The 16,864-nt window shown below is 66.9% G+C and carries 17 protein-coding genes; 3 read left to right on the top strand and 14 right to left on the bottom strand.

Features of this window, described 5'->3' with window-relative positions:
* The first annotated feature begins 73 nt into the window (after positions 1–73).
* Positions 74–1,753 carry a thermosome subunit beta gene (thsB, locus tag ACY9XZ_RS05270; protein ID WP_463456022.1) on the top strand — a complete coding sequence of 560 codons (1,680 nt, stop codon included), beginning with the start codon at positions 74–76 and terminating at the stop codon, positions 1,751–1,753.
* Positions 1,754–2,158: 405 nt separating this feature from the next.
* On the opposite strand, the gene ACY9XZ_RS05265 is transcribed toward thsB, so the two are convergent.
* Positions 2,159–3,031, bottom strand: coding sequence for a hypothetical protein (locus ACY9XZ_RS05265; RefSeq protein ID WP_463456021.1), 873 nt, complete (start codon positions 3,029–3,031; stop codon positions 2,159–2,161).
* A 76-nt stretch (positions 3,032–3,107) separates the two neighbouring features.
* On the opposite strand from ACY9XZ_RS05265, the gene ACY9XZ_RS05260 reads away from it, so the two are divergent.
* The gene (locus ACY9XZ_RS05260; RefSeq protein ID WP_463456020.1) at positions 3,108–4,103 is read left to right on the top strand and encodes an ornithine cyclodeaminase family protein; all 996 of its coding nucleotides are present in this window, start codon (positions 3,108–3,110) and stop codon (positions 4,101–4,103) included.
* Here ACY9XZ_RS05260 and ACY9XZ_RS05255 read toward each other — a convergent pair whose 3' ends face one another.
* Genes ACY9XZ_RS05255 through ACY9XZ_RS05245 form a run of 3 tightly spaced genes read right to left on the bottom strand, consistent with a single transcriptional unit; the run spans position 4,104 to position 4,723 of the window.
* Positions 4,104–4,325 (bottom strand): DUF7535 family protein, encoded by a 222-nt coding sequence (locus ACY9XZ_RS05255; RefSeq protein ID WP_463456019.1) that lies wholly within the window; start codon positions 4,323–4,325, stop codon positions 4,104–4,106.
* A gap of 45 nt (positions 4,326–4,370) precedes the next feature.
* A complete protein-coding gene (locus ACY9XZ_RS05250; protein ID WP_463456018.1) occupies positions 4,371–4,538 on the bottom strand; it encodes a hypothetical protein in 168 nt (55 codons plus the stop codon).
* Entirely contained in the window at positions 4,538–4,723 is a 186-nt protein-coding gene (locus ACY9XZ_RS05245) for a hypothetical protein (protein ID WP_004960172.1), read from the bottom strand. The genes ACY9XZ_RS05250 and ACY9XZ_RS05245 overlap by 1 nt, the downstream gene beginning before the upstream one ends.
* A 167-nt stretch (positions 4,724–4,890) precedes the next feature.
* Between ACY9XZ_RS05245 and leuS the strand changes: the two genes are divergently transcribed.
* A complete protein-coding gene (leuS, locus tag ACY9XZ_RS05240) occupies positions 4,891–7,581 on the top strand; it encodes a leucine--tRNA ligase (protein ID WP_463456017.1) in 2,691 nt (896 codons plus the stop codon).
* A 53-nt stretch (positions 7,582–7,634) separates the two neighbouring features.
* On the opposite strand, the gene ACY9XZ_RS05235 is transcribed toward leuS, so the two are convergent.
* The 10 genes from ACY9XZ_RS05235 to pdhA form a co-directional block, all read right to left on the bottom strand.
* The gene (locus ACY9XZ_RS05235) at positions 7,635–8,087 is read right to left on the bottom strand and encodes a peroxiredoxin (RefSeq protein ID WP_463456016.1); all 453 of its coding nucleotides are present in this window, start codon (positions 8,085–8,087) and stop codon (positions 7,635–7,637) included.
* A 2-nt stretch (positions 8,088–8,089) separates the two neighbouring features.
* Positions 8,090–8,497, bottom strand: coding sequence for an Hsp20/alpha crystallin family protein (locus tag ACY9XZ_RS05230; protein WP_463456015.1), 408 nt, complete (start codon positions 8,495–8,497; stop codon positions 8,090–8,092).
* Positions 8,498–8,559: 62 nt separating this feature from the next.
* Positions 8,560–9,375 carry a prephenate dehydratase gene (gene pheA / locus ACY9XZ_RS05225; RefSeq protein WP_463456014.1) on the bottom strand — a complete coding sequence of 272 codons (816 nt, stop codon included), beginning with the start codon at positions 9,373–9,375 and terminating at the stop codon, positions 8,560–8,562.
* A gap of 66 nt (positions 9,376–9,441) precedes the next feature.
* Complete coding sequence (locus ACY9XZ_RS05220) at positions 9,442–10,281, bottom strand: aldo/keto reductase (RefSeq protein WP_463456013.1); 840 nt, start codon at positions 10,279–10,281, stop codon at positions 9,442–9,444.
* An 83-nt stretch (positions 10,282–10,364) separates the two neighbouring features.
* Positions 10,365–10,994 (bottom strand): hypothetical protein, encoded by a 630-nt coding sequence (locus tag ACY9XZ_RS05215; protein WP_463456012.1) that lies wholly within the window; start codon positions 10,992–10,994, stop codon positions 10,365–10,367.
* Positions 10,995–11,099: 105 nt separating this feature from the next.
* The gene (lpdA, locus tag ACY9XZ_RS05210) at positions 11,100–12,518 is read right to left on the bottom strand and encodes a dihydrolipoyl dehydrogenase (protein ID WP_463456011.1); all 1,419 of its coding nucleotides are present in this window, start codon (positions 12,516–12,518) and stop codon (positions 11,100–11,102) included.
* A gap of 39 nt (positions 12,519–12,557) precedes the next feature.
* Entirely contained in the window at positions 12,558–12,866 is a 309-nt protein-coding gene (locus ACY9XZ_RS05205) for a hypothetical protein (protein WP_463456822.1), read from the bottom strand.
* A gap of 141 nt (positions 12,867–13,007) precedes the next feature.
* A complete protein-coding gene (locus ACY9XZ_RS05200; RefSeq protein ID WP_463456010.1) occupies positions 13,008–14,651 on the bottom strand; it encodes a dihydrolipoamide acetyltransferase family protein in 1,644 nt (547 codons plus the stop codon).
* A 3-nt stretch (positions 14,652–14,654) separates the two neighbouring features.
* Positions 14,655–15,653 (bottom strand): alpha-ketoacid dehydrogenase subunit beta, encoded by a 999-nt coding sequence (locus ACY9XZ_RS05195; RefSeq protein ID WP_463456009.1) that lies wholly within the window; start codon positions 15,651–15,653, stop codon positions 14,655–14,657.
* Positions 15,650–16,756 (bottom strand): pyruvate dehydrogenase (acetyl-transferring) E1 component subunit alpha, encoded by a 1,107-nt coding sequence (gene pdhA / locus ACY9XZ_RS05190; RefSeq protein ID WP_463456008.1) that lies wholly within the window; start codon positions 16,754–16,756, stop codon positions 15,650–15,652. Before pdhA ends, ACY9XZ_RS05195 begins: the two co-directional genes overlap by 4 nt.
* Positions 16,757–16,864: the final 108 nt, after the last annotated feature.

The raw sequence follows: 16,864 nt of genomic DNA, 5'->3' as shown, positions 1-16,864 counted from the left end.
CGTCAACGGGCAACCGCCGAGCACCCTATAACCCTTACTTTTATATAGAACCACATGCAATCTTCGCTTGATTATGAGCCAACGCCAGATGCAGGGCCAGCCGATGATCATCCTGGGAGAGGACTCCCAGCGGATGAAGGACAAGTCTGCACAGGAACACAACATCTCGGCCGCTCGCGCGGTCGCCGAGTCGGTACGCTCGACGCTCGGCCCGAAGGGGATGGACAAGATGCTCGTCTCCTCGATGGGCGACGTCACCGTCACCAACGACGGCGTCACCATCCTCAAGGAGATGGACATCGACAACCCGACAGCCTCGATGATCGTCGAGGTCGCCGAGACACAGGAGGACGAGGCCGGTGACGGCACCACCTCCGCCGTCGCCATCGCAGGCGAACTCCTCAAGAACGCCGAGGACCTCCTCGAACAGGACATCCACCCGACGGCGATCATCAAGGGGTTCAACATGGCCGCCACGCAGGCCAAGGACGAACTCGCCGACATCGCCACCGACGTCGACCCCGACGACGAGGAACTCCTGAAGAAGGTCGCCGAGACCTCGATGACGGGCAAGGGCGCGGAGCTCAACAAGGAGCTGCTCGCCCAGCTCATCGTCGACGCGGTCAACGCCGTCACCGTCGAGGCCGAGGACGGCTCCGTCATCGCGGACCTCGAATACCTCAACATCGAGACCCAGACCGGTAGCTCCGCGGGCAACTCCGAACTCCTCGAAGGCGCGGTCATCGACAAGGACCCGGTCCACGAGGAGATGCCGACCGACGTCGACGACGCCGACATTCTGCTCGTCGACACGGCCATCGAACTCGACGAGACCGAGGTCGACGCCCAGCTCTCCGTCGACGACCCGAGCCAGCTCCAGAACTTCCTCGACAAGGAAGAGGAGCAGCTCAAGCAGATGGTCGACCAGATCGCCGACACCGGCGCTGACGTCGTCTTCTGCCAGAAGGGCATCGACGACATGGCTCAGCACTACCTCGCCGAGAAGGGCATCCTGGCCGTGCGCCGCGCCAAGAAGTCCGACATCGAGTTCCTCAAGGAAGTTCTGGGCGCTCGCATCGTCTCGGACCTCGACTCCGCGACCGCGGAGGACCTCGGCCACGGCTCCGTCACCCGCGACGAGGCCGAAGGCCTGTTCTACGTCGAGGGCAGCGGCGACGAGGCCCACGGCGTCACCCTGCTGCTCCGTGGCTCGACCGACCACGTCGTCGACGAACTCGAACGCGGCGTACAGGACGCGCTGGACGTCGTCGCATCGACGGTTGCCAACGGCAGCGTCCTCGGCGGCGGCGGCGCACCTGAAGTCGAGGTCGCCCGCCGGCTCCGCGACTACGCCGACAGCGTCGAAGGCCGCGAACAGCTCGCAATCGAGTCCTTCGCCGACGCGCTGGAGATTATCCCGCGCACGCTCGCCGAGAACGCCGGTCTCGACAGCATCGACACGCTGGTCGACCTGCGCGCCGCTCACGAGGACGGCGACGTCAGCGCCGGCCTGAACGTCTTCTCCGGCGATGTCGAGAACACGCTCGACACCGGCGTCGTCGAGCCGACCCACGCCAAGCGCCAGGCCATCTCCTCGGCTGCAGAGGCCGCGAACCTGGTCCTCAAGATCGACGACATCATCGCTGCCGGCGACCTCTCGACCTCCGGCGGCGATGAAGGCGGTGCGGGCGGCCCCGGTGGCGCCCCTGGCGGTATGGGCGGCATGGGCGGCGGCATGGGCGGCATGATGTAGGAGGTCGACCGGAGGGAGACCTCCGAACGAGCGAGCGGGAGCGTAGCGACACGCGAGCAGGGTAGGGCCGAACGAAGTGAGGGCCTACCTCACAACCGAGCGGGGAACGGAGTGACCCGCGAGCAGGGAGCACGACCGGAGAAACCGCCGAACAGCTCTGTGGGCGTGTTTCGACGGCATCAACGACTCGCAGACGATATTTTCGACCGGTGCAGTTCAGCTATCGACGCTCACAAAATCGCTGTGACACTGCCGATATCGAGCCGTGAAACAGGAGCAACAGTTAGGTGCGTCTCTGGGGAGTATTCACTGTCCCGGTCCGTTTGGTGGGACGGACTGGTGACAGCGGGTGGGGACCTCTTCCCGTTTTAGCGCTGATTCTACGGCGTCCAGCTGTCGCTCGCTTCATTCCGGGCGTGCTGTTCGGTTTTGGTACTGCTCGATTCCCCGCTCTTCGAACACCACGTCCGTCGTCCCGAGGTCGCTGAAGCGGAGAATCTCGGTTACTCGGTGGGTAGCCGTCTCGTTGACGACCGTGTACTGGAGGGCGTAGCTCCGGACGACGCCGTTTGGCGTCACGGTCGCCGAAAGGGAGACGTTGGTCACCCTGTCGACGGGCTGGGTTGCGATGGCGCTATCGTCGGCCGCTCCGGCTCCCTTGATGCGATACAGCGAGACCCCGTACAGTTGCTTGATGACTTCATCGCCGGGGCGGATGGACGTGACGTTGGTGGCCGAAAGCAGCGCTATGAGACGGCCGCTGAACGTGGGTTCGAAGAACAGTGCGGCCCGCGGGGGACGCGGCGGGCCACCGATACCGCGGCTGTCCGCGACCACCGCCGTCGATGTCGAGCCGTTGACGGTGGTCCGTTCGAGCGCGCGGCCGTCTCGCCAGGTGCCGTGGACCTCACGCGCAGTCACGCCCTGACCGGTCACTGTTTGGGAGGCCGTATACGACCGGTAGCCCGCGCTGATGCTGGCACGGGTCCGGACGCGCTTGTGCAGGTCGCTGCCGTTCATGACGGTCCTGGTGTGCTGGACCCGATAGGAGGTGTTCGAGAGCTGGGCCACGTGAGCGCGGCCGAGTGCAGTGGCGTTGACGACGCGGTCGCCGACGACGCCCGGGGCGCGCTGTTCCGGGCTTGTCGGCGCGTCCGCAGTCGGGACCGGGGCCGGTGTCACGGTCTCCCTGGCGGCCGCGCCGTCCCCGAACAGGCCGGCACACCCGGCGCTCAGCAGGCAGAGACAGACCGCGGAAATCGCCGCCCCGCGACGCATACCAGTGACTGGTCGCGTGGCGGTATAACCCCTGTGACGGCGGAGGTATAAGTGCCGTCGAGTGCCAGTGTTTCGTATGCAGACGCTGCTTCTCGGCGCGGACGCGGTCGAGGACCACGCGGCGATGCCGGCAGTCATCGACGCGGTTGCCGCGGCTTTCGCCGCCGATGCCATGGAGAACACCGTCATGCCGGCCAAGTCCTACATCGACCTGCCGCAGTACAACGGCGACTTCAGGTCGATGCCGGCCTACGTCAACGCGGAGACGTGGGACGCCGCCGCGGTCAAGTGGGTCAACGTCCACCTGGACAACCCCCGCGACCACGACCTGCCGACCGTCCTCGGGACGCTCATCTACTCTGACCCAGAGACGGCGTTCCCGCTGGCCGTGATGGACGGCACCGTCCTGACGCGCCTGCGGACCGGGGCGGCTGCGGCGGTCGCCACCGACCACCTCGCCGTCGCCGACGCGGACTCGCTCGGGCTGGTCGGGGCCGGCACGCAGGCCTACACGCAACTGGAGGCCATCTCGTCGGTCCGGGACATCGAGACGGTGGTCGTCGCCGACCGGGACGCGGAGAAACAGCAGGCGTTCGTCGACGCTTTCGCCGACCGATTCGACGTGCGCGCAGGCAGCATCGAGGACGCCGCCGGCTGTGACGTGCTCTCGACGATCACGCCCGTCAGGTCGCCCATCGTCGACCGGGAGTGGCTCGACGAGCGCACGCACGTCAACGCTATCGGGGCCGACGCCGCCGGCAAGCAGGAACACGACGAGCGCACGCTGCTCGACGCGAAGCTCGTCATCGACAACTACGAACAGTGCACCCACTCCGGCGAGATCAACGTCCCGTGGGGCGAGGGCGTCCTGACCGACAACGACCTCCACGGGGAGCTCGGCGACATCGTCGCGGGCACGCTCTCGGGCCGGACCGACGACGACGGGCTCACGCTCTTCGATTCGACGGGGCTGGCGATCCAGGACGTCGCGGCCGCACACGTCGTCTACGAGAACGCAAACGCCGCCGGCGACGGGACGCCGTTCTCGCTCGTCGACACCGACACGACCTGATTACGGCGAGGGCGTGAGCATGTCGGTCACTTTCGAGATGGCCCAGACGATGATGATGAACGGCAGGAGCGGGACCAGCAGAACGAGCAGGCCGGCGAGCATCCCCCAGCCGATCATGTCCATGCCCTCGTTGGGACGGCTCCGCGACCCCGGCGTGACCGACCGGAGCGCCGCCGGCAGTCGTCCGCTCTCTTTCGTGTCGTCGTCAGGTGATTTCGCCATACTTTCTCTTGCACTGAGACGTGTATAAGCCTATGCCCCGGTGTGCTACATCGCGCCGGCGACGCCGCTGCCGATGGCGGCCCCGCAGTTGCCACAGGCGACGAGGTAGAACCGTTTAGAGGCCGTAAAGAAACCGGTCGTCGATTCCATATCGAGGAACTCCACGTCCTCCTGGTCGGTCATCTCCGCGTCGCATTCCGGACAGTGGACCATCAGGCTGCACCTCCGTTCGACTTCGCGCCGGCGACGCCGCTGCCGATAGTGACGCCACAGGCCGCGCAGTTGGCGGTGTAGAAGCGCTTGGAAGCTTTGATGAAGCCGGTGGTCGCGTCCACTTCGACGAACTCGATGTCGTCGGCCGTTTCGAGTGAGGTCTCACAGTCAGGGCAGTGGACCATACATTTTTGACACCAGCGGAATCCAGCAAAAATCTTGTGTGGGTCGCGGCGATACCGCCGCTCGTCGGGCCCCCGTCTTGTGGCGGTGTGGTCCGGGAGCGGGTTATCAGACGCCCGTCTCCCGAAGGGAAAGGTATAGCACCGTCGCTGCCGGATGTTCCGATATCATGACCACGACCGGTGAGGAACGCGAGCGGGGGTTCGATCACACGGAGATCGAACCCCGGTGGCAGCGCACGTGGGACGAGGCCGACGTGTTCCGGATCGGCGACGACGAGACCGACCCGGAGTACGTCCTGGCGATGTTTCCCTACACCTCCGGCAGCCTCCACATGGGCCACGTCCGGAACTACACTATCACGGACGCCTACGCCCGCTTCGAGCGGATGCGCGGTGAGAGCGTCCTCCACCCGATGGGCTGGGACTCCTTCGGCCTACCCGCCGAGAACGCCGCCGAGGAGCGGGACACCAACCCGCGGGACTGGACGATGCAGTGCATCGACTCGATGCGCGAGCAGCTCACGGAGATGGGCTTTGGCTACGACTGGGACCGCGAACTTGCGACCTGTGAGCCCGAGTACTATCAGTGGAACCAGTGGCTGTTCAAACAGTTCCGCGAGGCAGGGCTGGTCGAGCGCCAGGCCGCCGAACTGAACTGGTGTCCCTCCTGTGAGACAGTGCTGGCGGACGAACAGGTCGAGGGCGAAGACGAGCTCTGCTGGCGGTGTGACACGCCCATCGAGGCCCGCGAGATGGACCAGTGGTTCTTCACCATCACCGACTACGCCGAAGAGCTACTGGAGTCGCTCGACGACCTCGACGGCTGGCCGAACAACGTCCGGGAGATGCAGCGCAACTGGATCGGCAAGCAGGAAGGCGCGAGCGTCGCCTTCGAGATCCCCGGCTACGGCGACGTGGACATCTTCACAACCCGGCTGGACACTATCCACGGGGCGACCTTCTTCTCGCTGGCCCCGGGCCACCCCGTCGCCCAGGAGATCGCCGCGGACAACGACGAGGTCGCCGAGTACATCGAGACCGCCGAGGACGCCGACGAGGACGAACTCGACGTGACCTCCGGCGTGTTCACCGGCGAATACGCCGAAAACCCCGCCACCGGCGAGGAGATCCCGGTCTACGTCGCCGACTACGTGCTGACCGACGTGGGGACCGGCGCGCTGTACGCCGTGCCGGCCCACGACGAACGTGACCACGAGTTCGCACAGGCCCACGACATCGACATCGTGCAGGTCGTCGAACCGACAGATGATGCGGACGCTGACCCCGAGGACATCGACGTACAGGACGCAGCGTATCCCGAGGACGGCCTGTTGGTCAACAGCGGCGAGTTCGACGGGCTCACCAGCGAGGAAGCGCGCGACCGCTTCGTCGAGGAGTTCGACGGCGAGCACCGCACGGAGTACAACCTCCGGGACTGGGGCATCTCCCGACAGCGCTACTGGGGCACCCCGATTCCGATGATCCACTGCGAGGACTGTGGCTACGTCGAGGTCCCCGACGAGGACCTCCCCGTCGAACTGCCGGAGTTCGTCCACACTACCGGGAACCCGCTGGACGCCGCCGAGGAGTGGAAACACGTCGATTGTCCGGAGTGTGGGGCCGACGCGGTGCGGGAGACGGACACGATGGACACCTTCGTCGACTCCTCGTGGTACTTCCTGCGGTACACGTCGCCGGAGATGGACGACGCCCCCTTCGACACCGAGCGGGCCAGCGACTGGATGCCGGTCGACCAGTACGTCGGCGGCATCGAACACGCCGTGATGCACCTGCTGTACGCCCGCTTCTTCACGAAGGTACTGGACGACCTCGACATGGTCGACGGCGTCCGCGAACCGTTCACCAACCTCACGAACCAGGGAATGGTGCTTGGCGAGGACGGCAACAAGATGTCCAAGAGCCTGGGCAACGGCGTCTCGCCCCAGCGCATCATCGAGGAGTACGGGGCCGATACGGCCCGGCTGTTCATCATGGAGGCCGCCCAGCCCGAGAAGGAGTTCGCCTGGAGTCCCGAGGGTGTGCAGTCCGCCCACAGCTTCCTTCAGAACGTGTACACGCTGGTTTCGGAGTACGCAGACGGTGAGGCGGGGACCGCCTCGGACAAAGCCAGCGCCGGCGACGACATCGCCGACTACGTCGGCCGCGAGATCGACGCCACCGCCGCGAACGCGACGGCGGAGTTCGAGGACTTCCGGTTCAACCACGCGCTCCAGGCCGTGCGGGAACTGGTGTCGCTGCTGCGCCGGTACCAAGAGGCGACCGACCCCGACGCCGACACCTTCGAGCGCGGGCTGGCGACGGCGGCGAAACTGCTCGCTCCGGTCGCCCCTCACGCCGCCGAGGAGATGTGGGCCGAACTGGGCCACGACGACCTCATCGCGGAGGCCGAGTGGCCGGCGGCGGAGGCCCCCACGGACTACGAAACGGAGCGCCAACTGGTCGAGAACACCCGCGAGGACATCCGCGACATCGTCGAGACGGTCGGTATCGAGGACCCACAGACCATCACGCTCGCGGTCGCGCCGGAGTGGAAGCACCGCGTGCTGGACCTCGCCCGAAACGCCGACGGCAACGTCGTCGGAACCGTCATGCAGGACGAGGAACTGCGCGAGCAGGGCGAGGCGGCCGCGGACTTCGCCAAGGAACTGGCCGGCCGCGCACAGTCGCTGGACGAGCAACTGCCGCCCGAGCACGAACAGGACGCGCTCGAACGGGCCGCGTGGCTCATCGAACGCGAGTTCGGCGCTGATGTCGTCGTTCAGGGACCCGAGGAAGCGGACGCCGACCTCGTCGGCAAGGCGGGTCCCGGTCGGCCGGCTATCGACATCGAAGCATAGCCTGTCGCGGTCAGCCACGGGCTAGTACCGCTTGCTGCTCTCTTATTGACTGCTCACTCGACAGCGATAACGCCGGTGTCGACGAGATCCTCGAAGACGTTCGTCGCGTGGCCCTCGGGAGCGACCCGTTCGTACACGCCGACGACGCGCTCGTCGGCGATGATGTACGTCGTCCGCTGGCTCCGCCCGTCGACGAGGGGCACGTCGAAGGCCTCGCACAGTCGCCCCTCGGGGTCGGCTAGCAGGTCGAAGCTGATGTCGTTCGCCGCGGCGAACTCACGGTGACTCTCCACGCCGTCCGTCGAGACGCCGTACAGCTCGACCCCGGCGTCCCGGAACCGCTTTGCATGGCCCTCGAACTGTGCAGCCTCTGTCGTACAGCCCGGGGTATCGTCCGCCGGATAGAAGTACAGCACTGTCGGCTGCTCGAAGCCCGGCTGGACCGCGTCGCCGTGCTGGTTCGTCGCTCTGATCGTCGGCACGTCTGTCCCGGGTTCGAGCACCATCGTCAGTTCACGGGGATGTCCGTACCGTCGTCGTCCTCGCTGTGGACGACCTTCGCCAGCCGGACCGTGAGCACGCCGTCATCGTAGCTCGCTGTGGTCTCCTCCTCGTCGACAGCTTCGGGGAGGCGAACGGACCGGCTCAGCGACTGCTGGCGGCGCTCGCGCTGGACGTACTGGCCGTCGGCGGATTCCCGCTCCTGGCTCGACGAGGCGCTGACGGTGAGCTCCCGCTCGTCGACGAGCTGAACGTCGATGTCGTCCGTGTCGTAGCCGGGCAGGTCCGCGTGGACGACGAAGGCGTCGCCCTCGTCGACGACGTCGACCGGGACAGCGCCCATGTCGACGCCGAACTGGTCACCCAGCATATCGAACGCGCGCTCGATCTCGCTAAGCGGATCGCGATCTGACATACGCGGGGGTACACGGGCCCGGAACTTAACGCTTGAACCGCGGCCGGCGATGTCCCGCCGGCTCAGTTGACGACCGTCTGCGAGTCGTACGACCCCAGCCGGCGGACCCAGCCCTTCTCGGCGATCTCTTCGATGTCTTCGAGGGCCGCCTGCGTGCGCTGTTCGTACAGCCCCGCCGAGATATCGATGTGGAAGACGTAGTCTCCGAGCCGCTCGCCGCTGGGCCGGGATTCGAAGCGGGTCATGTTGATGTCGCGGTCGGCCAGCGGCTCGAGGAGTTCCAGTAGCAGCCCAGGGTAGTCGACGTTCGGCGAGATGATGAGCGAGGTTTTCCCGCCGGCTTCCGAACGTTCGCTCTTCGGGGCGACGACGACGAATCGCGTCGCGTTTGAGGCCCGGTCCTGGATGTCCTCGGCGAGGACTTTCAGCTCGGTCCCGTTGGTCGCGTTCTCGGGGTGACCGATGGCGGCGATGTCCGAATCGCCGCGGGCGCGCTCGACGCCGCGGGCCGTCGACGCGACGGCTTCCACGTCCACGCCGGGGTAGTGTTCGTCGAGCCAGCCGCGACACTGGGCAAGCGCCTGGGCGTGGCTGGCGACCAGCGAAAAGGAGTCGTCCTGTGCCAGCAGCGCGTGGCGGATCGGCGTGATGACCTCCTCGACGACGGCGATGTCGTACTCTGCGAAGGCGTCGAGCGACTCGGTGACGGACCCCTCGATGCTGTTCTCGACGGGAACGACGCCGCGCTCGGCCTCGCCGTCCGCGACGGCCTCGACGATGGCGGTCACCGATTCGGAGAAAGAGATCTCCCCGTCGGTGACTGCCTGTGCGGCGCGGTGGGAGTAGGTCCCTTCGGGACCCAGGGTGACAGTGGTCATACCCGGGGTACAGCGGTGGGAACCAAAAGAACGGTGGTCATCGGCAAGCGCTGTGCTGGAGCAGCCTCACGATAGCCGGGCCAGCTCCTCGTCGCTGAGTTCGATGGCGCTTGCGGCGACGTTCTGTTCGAGGTGGTCGAGGCTGCTCGTCCCGGGAATTGGGAGCGTCACGTCCGAGTGGCCAAGCAGCCACGCCAGCGCGATCTGGTAGGGGGTGGCGTCGTGGCGCTTGGCTATCTCGTCGATACCGTCGACGTCGCCGAGGTCCCCAGCGCCCAGCGGGAACCACGGGATGAAGCCGATACCGTACTCCTCGCAGGCCTCCAGCACGTCCTCGTCGTCGCGGTGGGCGACATTGTACTGGTTCTGGACGGTCGCGATATCGACGATATCGCGGGCGCGGTCGAGCTGCTCGACGGAGACGTTCGAGACGCCCACGTGGCGGATCAGTCCCTCGTCTTTCATCTCGGCGAGTGCGTGTATCGAGTCCTCGAACGGCGTGTCAGGGTCCGGCCGGTGGTGCTGGTACAGGTCGATGGGGTCCATCCGCAGCCGGTCCCGCGAGCACAGTTGCGCGTTGCGGAGGTAGTCCGGGTCGCCGTGGGCCAGCCAGTCGGCGTCGGTGTTGCGGAGCAGGCCGCCCTTCGTCGCGATGACGAGGTCCTCGCGCTCGGTGTCCAGCGCCTCGCCGATGAGCCGCTCGGAGACGCCCGGGCCGTATGAGTCCGCCGTGTCGATGAAGTCGACGCCGAATTCGACCGCCCGCTCCAGCACCGCGCGGGCCGCGGCTTCGTCGTCCGGTTCGCCGATGACGTCCTCGCCGGTGAGCCGCATCGCGCCGAAGCCGAGCCGGTGGACCGTGAGTTCCCCGCCGATATCGAAGGTGTCACTCTCGTTTGTGACCATACGAACACGGTGGTCGTCCCGCCTGAAAACAGCCGCGCATGTTACAGTCGGTGCCGCTACTGTCGACGTCTCGCGCTGCCAGCTTACTCGTCGCTAAGGTGGAACAGCGCGAGGTAAACGAAGAGATACCGCGAGGCGTAATAGATCGCGACGCTGGCGGCGAAGGCGAACAGCGAGACGGTCGCGACCGACACGCCGAACCCGGAGTCGACGAACGGGTTCCGACCCATCGCTGCGATGTACGACGACACCATCTCGCCACCGCCAAGCCCTACAGCGAACAGGCAAAGCGAGAGCACGATCGCCAGGCCGCCCGTCCCGAGCCCGACGTACCGCGCGAAGTCCTCGGCGTTGAGGGCCGCGTGTGCCTGTCGCTCAGTCAGCGGAGCGAGCCGGACCCGGTAGAGGACTGAGCCGACGAGCAACGTCGCCCCGAACAACTGCAAGAAGGCGCCGAACAGCCCGAGCAACAGCACTTTCGGCGAGGCGACGGTGGGGTCAACTGCGGGGAGAAACGCCGCGGTGCTGTCCGGATACAGGCCGTAGATCGGCAGGAGAAGCGCCAGCGCGCCGAGCAGGGCGCTCTGGAGCGCGAGCGTTCGTGGGACAGTCTGTCTGAGATACGAGTGGCGTTCGTAGCGGAGTCGCTCGTACGTCGTACCTGAAATGATCGCTTGGGCGATGGTGTCGTCGGGCTGTGAATCAGTAGACATATCTTACCGGTTCCTAATCACCGACAGTTTACTCAATCCGCAATATAACCCTTTTGCACGGCGCAACATTCAGGGTGGCTGTCAATACGCGCCACTTTACCGCCCTCAGCGCGTGTGAATCGCCTCGCCGCGTGCGGCCGCGGTCGCCTCGTGGACCGCTTCGGAGAGCGTCGGATGCGTGTGAATCGTTCCGGCGATGTCTTCGAGCCGCGCACCCATCTCGATACCCAGCCCAAGTTCAGCGATTAGTTCGGACGCCTCCGGGCCGACGATCTGTGCCCCGAGCAGGAACTCCTCGTCGGCGTCGGCGACGACGCGGACGAATCCCTCGCGCTCGTTGACGGTGAGCGCGCGGCCGTTGGCCCGCATCGGCATCTGTCCGACGACCGGCTCGAAGCCGGCCGCCTCGGCTTCGCTCTCGGTCATGCCGACGGTGGCGATCTCGGGGTCGGTAAAGACCGCGGCGGGGATCGCCTGGTGGTCGAATGCGGCGGGTTCGCCGGCGGCGGCCTCCGCCGCGACCTTGCCCTCGGCCATGGCCTTGTGGGCGAGCATCGGTTCGCCGGCCACGTCGCCGACGGCGAACACCGACTCGGCGTCCGACCGCGCCTGGTCGTCGGTCGGAATGAAGCCGTCCTCGTCTGTTCCCAGGTCGACGTTCTCCAGCGCGAGCGTGTCCGTGACCGGTTCGCGGCCGACCGCGACCAGGCATTGCTCGGCGTTGTACTCGATGACCTCGTCGTCGGCGTCGACCGTCTGGACGCGGATGCCCTCGTCCGTCCGCTCCCAGTCGTCGGCCGCCTCGCCGAAGCTGAAATCGATGCCCAGGTCTTCGGCGCGCTCGCGGACGACCGCCGCGACGTCGTCCTCGTAACCGGGCAACACGTCGTCGAGCATCTCGACGACCGTGACCTCCGCGCCGAGTTTGGCAAACACCGTCGACAGTTCCATCCCGATGTAGCCCGCGCCGACGACCACCAGTTTCTCGGGGACCGATTCCAGCGCCAGCGCGTCCTTCGAGGAGAGAATGTGTTCGCCGTCGAACTCGAAACCCGGGACCTCCATCGGTCGGCTCCCCGTGGCGACGACGGCATGTTCGAACGACAGCGATTCCGAGCCCTGCCCCTCGCCGCCGTGGGCGACCCGGACCGTCCCGTCGTCGACGAACTCGGCAGTGCCCTCTACCAGATTGACGCCGGCGCTCTTACACAGCGACTCGACGCCCCGTGTCAGCCGCGTGACGACGCCGTCTTTCCACTCGGTCATCCCGGCCATGTCGACGGCCGGGTCCGCGAACACGCCCATCGACTCGCCCTGTCGGGCGTCGTGGGCCACGTCAGAGGCCGAGATGAGTGCTTTCGAGGGGATACAGCCGTGGTTCAGGCAGGTCCCGCCGTAGGCGTCCCGCTCGACGAGTGTCGTGTCCAGTCCCAGTTGTGCGCCCCGGATCGCGGCGACGTAGCCGCCCGGTCCGCCGCCGATAACAAGCAGTTCGGTTCCCGTAGTGACGTCTCCGACGACCATAGCGGCACCTCGTCCGGACCGGTGAAAAGGTATCGCCCTTCAGCCCGCTGTCACTCCCCGCCCGCGCCGCCGGTACAGGTAGTACCCGATGACCGGAACTGACACCGCAAACGCCGCGAGCAGTGTCGACCCCAGCCCGTGGACCACGCCGGCGAGGGCATACAGCGGCGTCGGGGTCCAGTCCGAATCGGTTCGCCGGAGGTGCCGGCTGTCGAGAAGGAGGCCGACTGTGAGAAGCAGGCTGAACAGCACACCCGCCCAGCTGGCGAGGACGGTCAGGGCAAAGGCACCGAGGGACGTGCCGAGATTCACAGTCCCGGTCGACGCTGACGAAATGAACAGTTCCATTGACAGCCGCGAGAGGGCGACACAGCCCGGCGGCAGGGCAAACAGCGCGGCTAATCCGTACCAGGTCCATCTGTCTCTCGTGGAGGGCATCACGCATCCTGTCGCCCCGGCGACTCCTTTTGCTTTCGGTCGTCTCCGATCCTATTCTAACAGAAGCCGCGTCGGGTCCGTCAGATACGCCTTGAGCGTGTTGACGAAGCGGGCCGCGTCGGCCCCGTCGATGACGCGGTGGTCGATTGCCAGCGAGAGCGGGAGCGTGGGTTTCGCACGCACCTCTCCGTTTTCAACAACTGGCCGTTCTTTCAGCGCCCCGATGCCGAGAATCGCCGTCTCTGGGACGTTGATGATGGGACTGGCGTACTCGCCGCCGATGGCCCCGAAGTTCGTGACGGTGAACGTCCCGCCCTGCATCTCCGACCGCTCGATGTCGCGGCTGCGAGCCCGCCCGACGAGGTCGTTGATCTCGCCGGCGAGTACCAGCAGTCCCTTCCCGTCCACGTCGTCGACGACCGGGACGACCAGCCCGTGGTCGGTCGCCGTCGCCACGCCGATGTTGTGGGCGTCCCTGTAGACGATTTCCTCGTTTTCGGTGTCAAGCGCCGTGTTGAGCACCGGGTGCTGGTCCAGCGCCGCCGCGACGCATTTCACGACAAAGGGTGTGTACGTCAGGGTGACGCCGCGCTCCTCGGCGAGCGGTTCGAGCCGCTCGCGGGCTTCGACGAGTCCGGACACGACTACCCGGTCGTGGTGCGTGGCGTGGGGCACTTCCCGGCGTGAGCGGGCCATCTGCTCGCCGATGGCTCGGCGGACGCCGCGGTAGGGCTCGCGGCGTTCGCCCTCGCTCGCCTCCACAGCCGCCGGTTCGGCTCCAGCGCCAGCCGCAGTCGTGCCACCGGCCTCGGCCGCCGTCGCGCTCGCCGCGCCGCCGGCGCTCACGGCTTCGGCATCGGCTGCCTGTGCGGCCTCTTGGGCCTCCGCGTACGCCCGGACCGCCCCCTCGTCAACGTAGGGCTGGCCGTCCCGCGTCTCGTCGGTCGGGATCGCGTCGATGTCCACGTCGAGTTCACGGGCGACCTTTCTGGTCGCCGGCGTCGCCAGCGTCTGGTCGCGCCGCTCGGCCTGCTGGCCGTCTCCCGAGACGCTTCTGACGGCCGACTTCACGGCGGCCCCGTCGTCCGCGTCGCCCGCGTCGTCGACCTGTGAGGGCACTGCGGTCGACCCGTCGCCGTCGTCGGACACCTTCGAAACGACCGACGTGGGGCCGTCGTCGCTGTCGGCTGTCTCGTCACCTGTTGCTGTTGCCGCCTCGACGTCCGCCTCGGTGACGCGGCCACCCGGCCCGCTCCCGTCGATGGCCGCGATGTCGACGCCCCGCTCGCGGGCGAGTCGGCGGACGCTCGGCGAGGTGAACACGCGGCCGTCGGCCGTCGTCACGTCTGCCTGTCCCGACTCGTCAGCGGTTGCGGCATCACCGGTCGCCCCGCTGTCGGCTTGCGCTGCCTCGTCCGCTTCCGTACTGTCGGCCGCCGTATCGCTCGCCTCGGCGTCGCCCTCCTCCGCGATGGTGATGAGCACCTCGCCGGTCTGGACCATTTCGCCGACCTCGGCGTGCAGTTCCTGCACGACGCCGTTGACCGGCGACGGCACGTCGACGGCGGCCTTGTCGGTCTCCACCTCCGCGAGGACCTGATCCTCTGTCACGGTGTCGCCCGGCGAGACGTGCCAGCTCAGCACCTCTCCCTCTGCGACCCCTTCCCCGAGGTCCGGGAGCTTGAACTCGAACATGCCTCAGAACTCGACTGCCTCTCTGATACCGTCTTTGATGCGGGCGGGTTCGGGCAGGTAGTAGTCCTCTAGGGCGTACAGCGGGTAGGGCACGTCGAAGCCCGTCACCCGCGTAATCGGAGCCTCTTGGTACAGCAGCACCTCCTCCTGGATGGTGGCGATGATTTCGCCGGCCAGCCCGCCGGTCTTTGGCGCCTCGTGGACGACGGCCGCCCGCCCGGTCTTCTTGAAGGAGTCGACGATGGCGTCTGTGTCCATCGGCGACAGCGTCCGCAGGTCGACCACCTCGGCGTCGATACCCTCCTCGGCCAGTTCCTCGGCGGCTTCGAGCGTCGGCCGGGTCATCGCGCCCCAGGTGAACACGGACACGTCGCTCCCCTCGCGGCGGACCTTCGCCTCGCCCAGTTCGACGGTGTAGGGGTCGTCGGGGACCTCCTCGCGGAACGAGCGGTAGATGAGCTTCGGTTCGAGGAAGATGACGGGGTCCGGGTCCCGGATAGCCGCCGTCAGCAGCCCTTTCGTCTCCTTCGGGGTCGACGGCACGACCACCTTCAGGCCCGCCTCGTGGACGTAGAACGCCTCCTTGGACTCGGAGTGGTGTTCGGGCGCACGGATGCCGCCGCCGTAGGGCGCGCGGACGGTGAGCGGGCAGTTGTACCGGCCGCGGCTTCGCGTGCGAAGGCGAGCGGCGTGGCTGACGATCTGGTCGAACGCGGGGTACATGAACCCGGAGAACTGTATTTCCGGAACCGGCCGCATCCCGTAGGCGGCCATGCCGATGGCCGTCCCGACGATGCCCGACTCCGCCAGCGGCGTGTCGACGACGCGCTCGTCGCCGAACTCCTCGTGGAGCCCCTGGGTCGCCCGGAAGACGCCGCCGTTCTTGCCGACGTCCTCGCCCATCACGACCACGTCTTCGTTCCGTTCCATCTCGCCGTAGAGGCCGTCACGAACGGCCTGTACCAGTGTCAGACTCTGTGTCGTTGCGTCCTGTGTACTCATTCCAGTAGCACCTCGTCACCGTGTCGCTCGCGCAGGTCTTCGAGGTAGTTCAGTTGCTGTTCGAGCCGCTGTGGCATCTCCGCGTACACGTCCGCGAACATCTCCTCGGGCTTTGGCCGCTCGGTCGTCTCCGCGGTGTCGATGGCGTCTGCGACCTCCGTCCGGACCGACTCGTCGATGGCGGCGACCTGCTCGTCGTCGAGCAGGCCACGGTCCCGGAGGAACGCCTCCATCCGCGGGATGGGGTCTTTCTGCTTCCAGCGCTCGACCTCGCTGTCGTCGCGGTACACCGACGGATCGTCGGCGGTCGTGTGTGCGCCGAACCGGTACTGCACCGACTCGATCATGGTCGGCCGAAGCCCGTCCTCGGGCGGGTCGTGGGCCTTCTCGATGGCCTCGCGGGTCACCTGATACACCGCGAGCGGGTCCATCCCGTCGACCTGGACCCCGTCGAAGCCGTAGGCGTTGGCCTTCTGGGCGAGCGTCTCGCTGGCCGTCTGGCGCTCCCGCGGGACCGAAATCGCCCACTGGTTGTTGTTACAGAAAAACACCGCGGGCACGTCGAACACGCCCGCGAAGTTCAGCCCCTCGTGGAAGTCCCCCTCGGAGGTCGCGCCGTCCCCGAAGTACACCAGGACGGCGGTGTCGTCGCCGTTGAGCTTCGAGGCCCACGCGGCCCCGGTCGCGTGCGGAATCTGCGTCGCAATCGGGACCGCGAGCGAGAACACCTGTACGTCCTCGGGCGGCGAGTTACCACGTTCGGACCCCATCCAGTACAGCAAGTCGTCCGCCAGGTCCCACCCCCGCACGGACAGGGCGATGTGTTCCCGGTAGCTCGGAAACAGCCAGTCCCCCTCCCGCAGGGCGAGGGCGCTGCCGACCTGGGACGCCTCCTGGCCCGACATCGGCGGGTAGGTCCCCATCCGGCCCTGCCGCTGCAGGCTCACCGCTCGCTGGTCGAAGTGGCGGCCCAGTTTGAGCAGCCGGTACATCTCCACCAACTCGTCGTCAGAGAGGTCCGGCACCGTCGCGCCGTCGACCACCGTCCCGTCCTCGTCGAGAATCTGTACCTGATCCGCGGGGTCGCGCTGGAGGACACTCATAGAAACCGCCTCCCTCGAAGTAGCATACGAGAACTGTTCACTCGCGCCACGCTTAGAGCTTTCGCGGCAGTGAGAAATATCGCCGACGTAGGTATTACGGTCAGTCTG

The organism is Haloarcula sp. HT12 (assembly GCF_055271655.1).
This window is presented reverse-complemented; position numbering and strand designations above follow the sequence as displayed.

Bases quoted from the DNA above. Each gene is read 5' to 3' on its own strand.
- ACY9XZ_RS05245 (WP_004960172.1), bottom strand. From the start codon at position 4,723: ATGGTCCACTGCCCTGACTGTGAGACCTCACTCGAAACGGCCGACGAC.
- lpdA (WP_463456011.1), bottom strand. From the start codon at position 12,518: ATGGTCGTCGGAGACGTCACTACGGGAACCGAACTGCTTGTTATCGGC.
- ACY9XZ_RS05235 (WP_463456016.1), bottom strand. From the start codon at position 8,087: ATGGTGCTCGAACCCGGGACAGACGTGCCGACGATCAGAGCGACGAAC.
- ACY9XZ_RS05205 (WP_463456822.1), bottom strand. From the start codon at position 12,866: ATGGAACTGTTCATTTCGTCAGCGTCGACCGGGACTGTGAATCTCGGC.
- ACY9XZ_RS05215 (WP_463456012.1), bottom strand. From the start codon at position 10,994: ATGTCTACTGATTCACAGCCCGACGACACCATCGCCCAAGCGATCATT.
- ACY9XZ_RS05195 (WP_463456009.1), bottom strand. From the start codon at position 15,653: ATGAGTACACAGGACGCAACGACACAGAGTCTGACACTGGTACAGGCC.
- pheA (WP_463456014.1), bottom strand. From the start codon at position 9,375: ATGACCACTGTCACCCTGGGTCCCGAAGGGACCTACTCCCACCGCGCC.
- ACY9XZ_RS05200 (WP_463456010.1), bottom strand. From the start codon at position 14,651: ATGTTCGAGTTCAAGCTCCCGGACCTCGGGGAAGGGGTCGCAGAGGGA.
- ACY9XZ_RS05255 (WP_463456019.1), bottom strand. From the start codon at position 4,325: ATGGCGAAATCACCTGACGACGACACGAAAGAGAGCGGACGACTGCCG.
- ACY9XZ_RS05265 (WP_463456021.1), bottom strand. From the start codon at position 3,031: ATGCGTCGCGGGGCGGCGATTTCCGCGGTCTGTCTCTGCCTGCTGAGC.
- ACY9XZ_RS05250 (WP_463456018.1), bottom strand. From the start codon at position 4,538: ATGGTCCACTGTCCGGAATGCGACGCGGAGATGACCGACCAGGAGGAC.
- ACY9XZ_RS05220 (WP_463456013.1), bottom strand. From the start codon at position 10,281: ATGGTCACAAACGAGAGTGACACCTTCGATATCGGCGGGGAACTCACG.
- ACY9XZ_RS05260 (WP_463456020.1), top strand. From the start codon at position 3,108: ATGCAGACGCTGCTTCTCGGCGCGGACGCGGTCGAGGACCACGCGGCG.
- thsB (WP_463456022.1), top strand. From the start codon at position 74: ATGAGCCAACGCCAGATGCAGGGCCAGCCGATGATCATCCTGGGAGAG.
- leuS (WP_463456017.1), top strand. From the start codon at position 4,891: ATGACCACGACCGGTGAGGAACGCGAGCGGGGGTTCGATCACACGGAG.
- pdhA (WP_463456008.1), bottom strand. From the start codon at position 16,756: ATGAGTGTCCTCCAGCGCGACCCCGCGGATCAGGTACAGATTCTCGAC.
- ACY9XZ_RS05230 (WP_463456015.1), bottom strand. From the start codon at position 8,497: ATGTCAGATCGCGATCCGCTTAGCGAGATCGAGCGCGCGTTCGATATG.